At 64.1% G+C, this 4,643-nt stretch carries 3 protein-coding genes; 2 read left to right on the plus strand and 1 reads right to left on the minus strand.

Annotation, left to right across the window (positions count from 1 at the left end):
- Window positions 1-260 (minus strand): Rv2253/PknI dimerization domain-containing protein (locus tag AC1D1G_RS41955; protein ID WP_477956576.1); only part of this gene is annotated, 260 nt, incomplete at its 3' end.
- Between the two features lie 1,038 nt (window positions 261-1,298).
- On the opposite strand from AC1D1G_RS41955, the gene AC1D1G_RS41960 reads away from it, so the two are divergent.
- Both AC1D1G_RS41960 and AC1D1G_RS41965 read left to right on the plus strand, forming a co-directional pair.
- Window positions 1,299-2,171, plus strand: a complete 873-nt coding sequence (locus AC1D1G_RS41960) for an LLM class F420-dependent oxidoreductase (RefSeq protein ID WP_283335280.1) — start codon at window positions 1,299-1,301, stop codon at window positions 2,169-2,171.
- A gap of 325 nt (window positions 2,172-2,496) precedes the next feature.
- Window positions 2,497-4,643, plus strand: a 2,147-nt coding sequence (locus tag AC1D1G_RS41965) for an NADP-dependent isocitrate dehydrogenase (RefSeq protein ID WP_477956577.1), incomplete at its 3' end; no start/stop codon positions are given.

Genomic DNA, 4,643 nt, shown 5'->3' on the forward strand with positions numbered 1-4,643 from the left:
GTCGGGTTGGCTGGTGTGGGCCCTTCTGTCACGGTGGCCACGCAGGTGTCGTCCGCGCAACTGGTCTCGAATGTGTACGTATCGGCGAAGTCGGGCTCCCACTGCCGCGCGGCCAAGCTCGTACCGTCCTTCGTCGCGGCGAAGCGCTTCACCGAGTACTCGCCCGACCAGGACGGCTGCGTCGGTGCCGCCCCCGCGGGCATGGCCGCGAAGACCGTCCCGGACGCAATCAACGCGACAACCAGCAGTGATTTGCGCATGACGAGATTGAATCACAGGTATCGGCGGTGTCCGGGGTGATAGACGGCTCGGGTCTGTCGTATGTGAATGCAAGGATGGGTGCATGAGTTCTTGTGGATGGCGACGCCCGCTTCGGCGGGCGAGGGATGCGGTGCTCCAATCGCCGCCCCGGTCCGTCCTCAATCGGGGGTAGCGGGCCGGGGCGCATGAGCGCTGAAAGGCACCGCCTTGTCCCGTACCGATGCACATTCTCCTGTCTGGGTTCGTCTTCRCCGTGGCGAACTTGCCGTTGAACCGTGGCACGCCGACTGCCATGACGTCTGCGACCTCCCTGAGCGGATTCAGGGAGGTCGGGCCTGGTTGCTCGCAACGAGGTGCTTCTGGGCTTTCGCGTACACGGGCACCGGGATTTGCTCGTGCACGCTGTGCCACGACGGTGAGGGCCATGCTCGTGATCTGCGTCGCGAGCGTCGCCGTACCGCTCGCAACCTCGCGGAGGGGTATCGCCGGTGGGATGCCGGTGACGCTACGGCTTTCGACGACATCGTTGTCCCGCATCGCAGACGGGATTGGTGGAAGTGATCACTAGCGCAGTCGTGTTCGGTGCTGGTGCCGGCGCGGGCCTGGACGCGGCCCGGACGGGTGTTAGTCGTTGGCGCACGGCTGTTTCGCGTTCGTGATCGGCTCGAGCGCGCCCGTATACAGGAYTGTGCGGCGGCCCGGCGCAGTCGTTGCGGGCGGCGAGGGCGACAAAGCGGTGGGCTCGATCCCGAGGATCTGTCGAACAGGGCGCGGATCGCTCGACCGTTTTCCAATACGGTCGAATTCGCCTGCAGGTGGACGCCATTCGGGGTGGTAGCGAGGAGGAGATCCTTGTGGATGGGAGATCCGCGCCCCTCATCCGTGCAACTCGCTGCGAGAGTACAAGATCGAGCACGTCGCACACCGCGGACCGTCCACAGCCACAGGACACCGAGACTCTCTACCAGTCGGTCGGGAGGCCAAGGTGGTACTGACGATCCCTGGGTAGTCGTAGGCAACAAGCCTAACGTGGGGCTATGGAACTTGGACTGCACATCGCCGACTTCACCTTTCCGGACGGACCGTCGACCCTCGCGCACGACTTGTCTCGCATTGCCGTCACCGCCGAGGACGTGGGTTTCGCCAAGATCAGCGTCATGGATCATCTCTGGCAGATCGAACCGGTAGGACCGATCGACACCGAGATGCTCGAGGCCTACACCACTCTCGGCTACCTCGCTGCCGTCACGAAGAAGGTGGACTTGCTGGCCTGGGTCACCGCGACTGTCTACCGCGAGCCAGGCCTTCTCGCCAAGGCTGTGACCACGCTCGACGTCCTGTCCAAGGGTCGGGCATACCTGGGAATCGGCGCCGCCTGGAACGAGGACGAGAGTGTGGGACTCGGGCTCCACTTCCCGCCCACGGCCGAACGCTTCGAACGACTGGAGGAAACTCTGCAGATCTGCCTGCAGATGTGGAGCGAGAACGACGGACCGTTCGAGGGAGCGCACTACCAGCTCGGCCGCACGCTGAATGTGCCGCAACCGCTGCGGCGCCCACACCCGCCGATCTTGATCGGCGGCGGGGGTGAGAAGAAGACGCTTCGGCTGGTCGCGCAGTACGCACAGGCCTGCAACCTGTTCGGTGGACCCGAGGTCGCGCACAAGCTGGAGGTGTTGAAGAGCCACTGCGACGCTCTCGGAACCGACTATGACGCCATCGAGAAGACCGTGATGTTCCCACTCGACCCGGGTGCGGGCGGACAGAACGTGGACACACTGTTGGGTCAGCTCGAGGACTTGTCGAAGCTGGGAGTCACCCACGTTCACGGATGGGTGCCGGACGTCGCGTCGATCACGCCCCTCGAGATCTTGGGCGAGCGCGTGGTTCCGGTGATCGCGGACTGGTGATCCCTCCGGCGCACGGATCGCCTGATCCGGTCGTCTGCGGTAGCGCCGCCAGGCCTCGGTGGAGTGCATGGTGGCGAAGCTTCGGCGAGGCCGATGGTGGACGGAAACTGGACGTCGAGGCGCGCAGCCTGGTCCCGGTGAACGCGACCGATGGGCACGTGAACCGCGGAGTGTTCGCATGGTGAACCAAAGTGGTCGAAGTGAATCAAAATCGGGCGCTTGAATATGCTCTGATGATGTCGCACCTAACCTGGACTCGACGCGAGACCGATAGCCTCACGAGGAGCCTATCGACCTCGGAACGAACTGACGCGGGAGAACAACCATGAGCGCCGATAAGCATCCAACCATCATCTACACGCTGACCGACGAGGCGCCGTTACTCGCGACCTACGCCTTCCTGCCGATCGTGCGCACCTTCGCCGGTGCCGCAGGCATCGAGGTCGAGTCCAGCGACATTTCGGTACCGGCGCGGATCCTGGCCGAGTTCCCCGACCGCCTCACCGAAGAGCAGCGCGTCCCGGACAACTTGGCCGAGCTGGGTCGGCTGACGCAACTGCCCGAGACCAACATCATCAAGCTGCCGAACATCAGCGCGTCTGTGCCGCAGCTCCTGGCCGCCATCAAGGAACTGCAGGGCAAGGGCTACCAGATTCCGGACTTTCCGGAAGCCCCCAAGACCGACGAGGAACGCGATATCCGGCAGCGCTACGGCAGGATCCTCGGCAGTGCGGTCAACCCGGTCCTGCGTGAGGGCAACTCCGACCGCCGCGCACCCCGGGCGGTGAAGGAGTACGTCCGCAAGCACCCGCACAGCATGGGTGAGTGGTCGATGGCCTCGCGCAGCCACGTCGCGCACATGCGGCACGGCGACTTCTACCACGGCGAGAAGTCGATGACACTGGACCGGCAGCGCACGGTCCGGATGGAGTTGGTGACCAAGAGCGGCGAGACGATCGTCCTCAAGGAGGGGCTGACCCTGGGCGAGGGCGACATCATGGACAGCATGTTCATGAGCAAGAAGGCCTTGCTCGACTTCTACGAGGAGCAGATGGAGGATGCGCGCAAGACGGGCGTGATGTTCTCCCTCCACGTCAAGGCGACGATGATGAAGGTTTCGCACCCCATCGTCTTCGGTCACGCGGTGAAGACCTTCTACAAGGACGCCTTCGCCAAGCATCAGAAGCTGTTCGACGAACTGGGCGTGAACGTCAACAACGGCCTCGTCGATCTCTACGACAAGATCGAGACACTGCCGAGCACGCAGCGCGAGGAGATTATTCAGGACCTGCACGACTGCCATGAGCACCGTCCGGAGTTGGCCATGGTCGACTCCGCCCGCGGCATCTCGAACTTCCATTCGCCCAGCGACGTCATCGTGGACGCCTCGATGCCCGCGATGATCCGCTCGGGCGGCATGATGTACGGCGCAGACGGGCGACTCAAGGATGCCAAGGCGGTGATGCCGGAGTCCACGTTCGCGCGCATCTACCAGGAGATCATCAACTTCTGTAAGACCAACGGCGCGTTCGACCCGACGACCATGGGCACCGTCCCCAACGTCGGGCTCATGGCGCAAAAGGCCGAGGAGTACGGCTCGCACGACAAGACCTTCGAGATTCCGGAGGACGGCGACGCCAACTTCGTGGATGTCGAGACCGGTGAGGTTCTGCTCACCCAGCAGGTCGAGGCGGGTGACATCTGGCGCATGTGCACCGTCAAGGACGCGCCGATCCGCGACTGGGTCAAGCTCGCGGTCACCCGGGCACGCAACTCCGGCATGCCGGTCCTGTTCTGGCTCGACCCGTACCGCCCGCACGAGAACGAGCTGATCAAGAAGGTCGAGCTGTACCTGCAGGACCATGACACCGAGGGCCTCGACATCCAGATCATGTCGCAGGTGCGCTCGATGCGGTACACGCTGGAGCGGCTGATCCGCGGGATGGACACCATCGCCGCGACCGGCAACATCCTTCGCGACTACCTGACCGACCTGTTCCCGATCCTGGAACTCGGCACGAGCGCGAAGATGCTGTCGATCGTGCCGCTGATGGCCGGCGGTGGCATGTACGAGACGGGCGCCGGTGGGTCGGCGCCAAAGCACGTCAAGCAGCTGGTGGAGGAGAATCACCTGCGATGGGATTCGCTCGGTGAGTTCCTGGCGCTGGCCGTCAGCCTCGAGGACCTCGGCATCAAGACCGGCAACGAGCACGCCAAGATCCTGGCCAAGACGCTCGACGCGGCGACCGGCAAGCTGCTGGACGAGAACAAGAACCCGTCGCGCAAGACCGGCGAGCTCGACAACCGGGGCAGCCAGTTCTACCTCGCGTTGTACTGGGCACAGGAACTCGCCGCGCAGACCGAGGACAAGGAACTGGCGGAACGTTTCGCCACGCTTGCCGAGGCGTTGACCGAAAACGAGGAGACCATCGTGCGGGAGCTCATTGAGGTGCAGGGCTCGCCGGTTGACAT

This window comes from Rhodococcus sp. P3_B8 (assembly GCF_056402775.1).

Excerpts from the sequence above, each read along its gene's own strand:
- AC1D1G_RS41960 (WP_283335280.1), top strand. The coding sequence starts at position 1,299 with ATGGAACTTGGACTGCACATCGCCGACTTCACCTTTCCGGACGGACCG.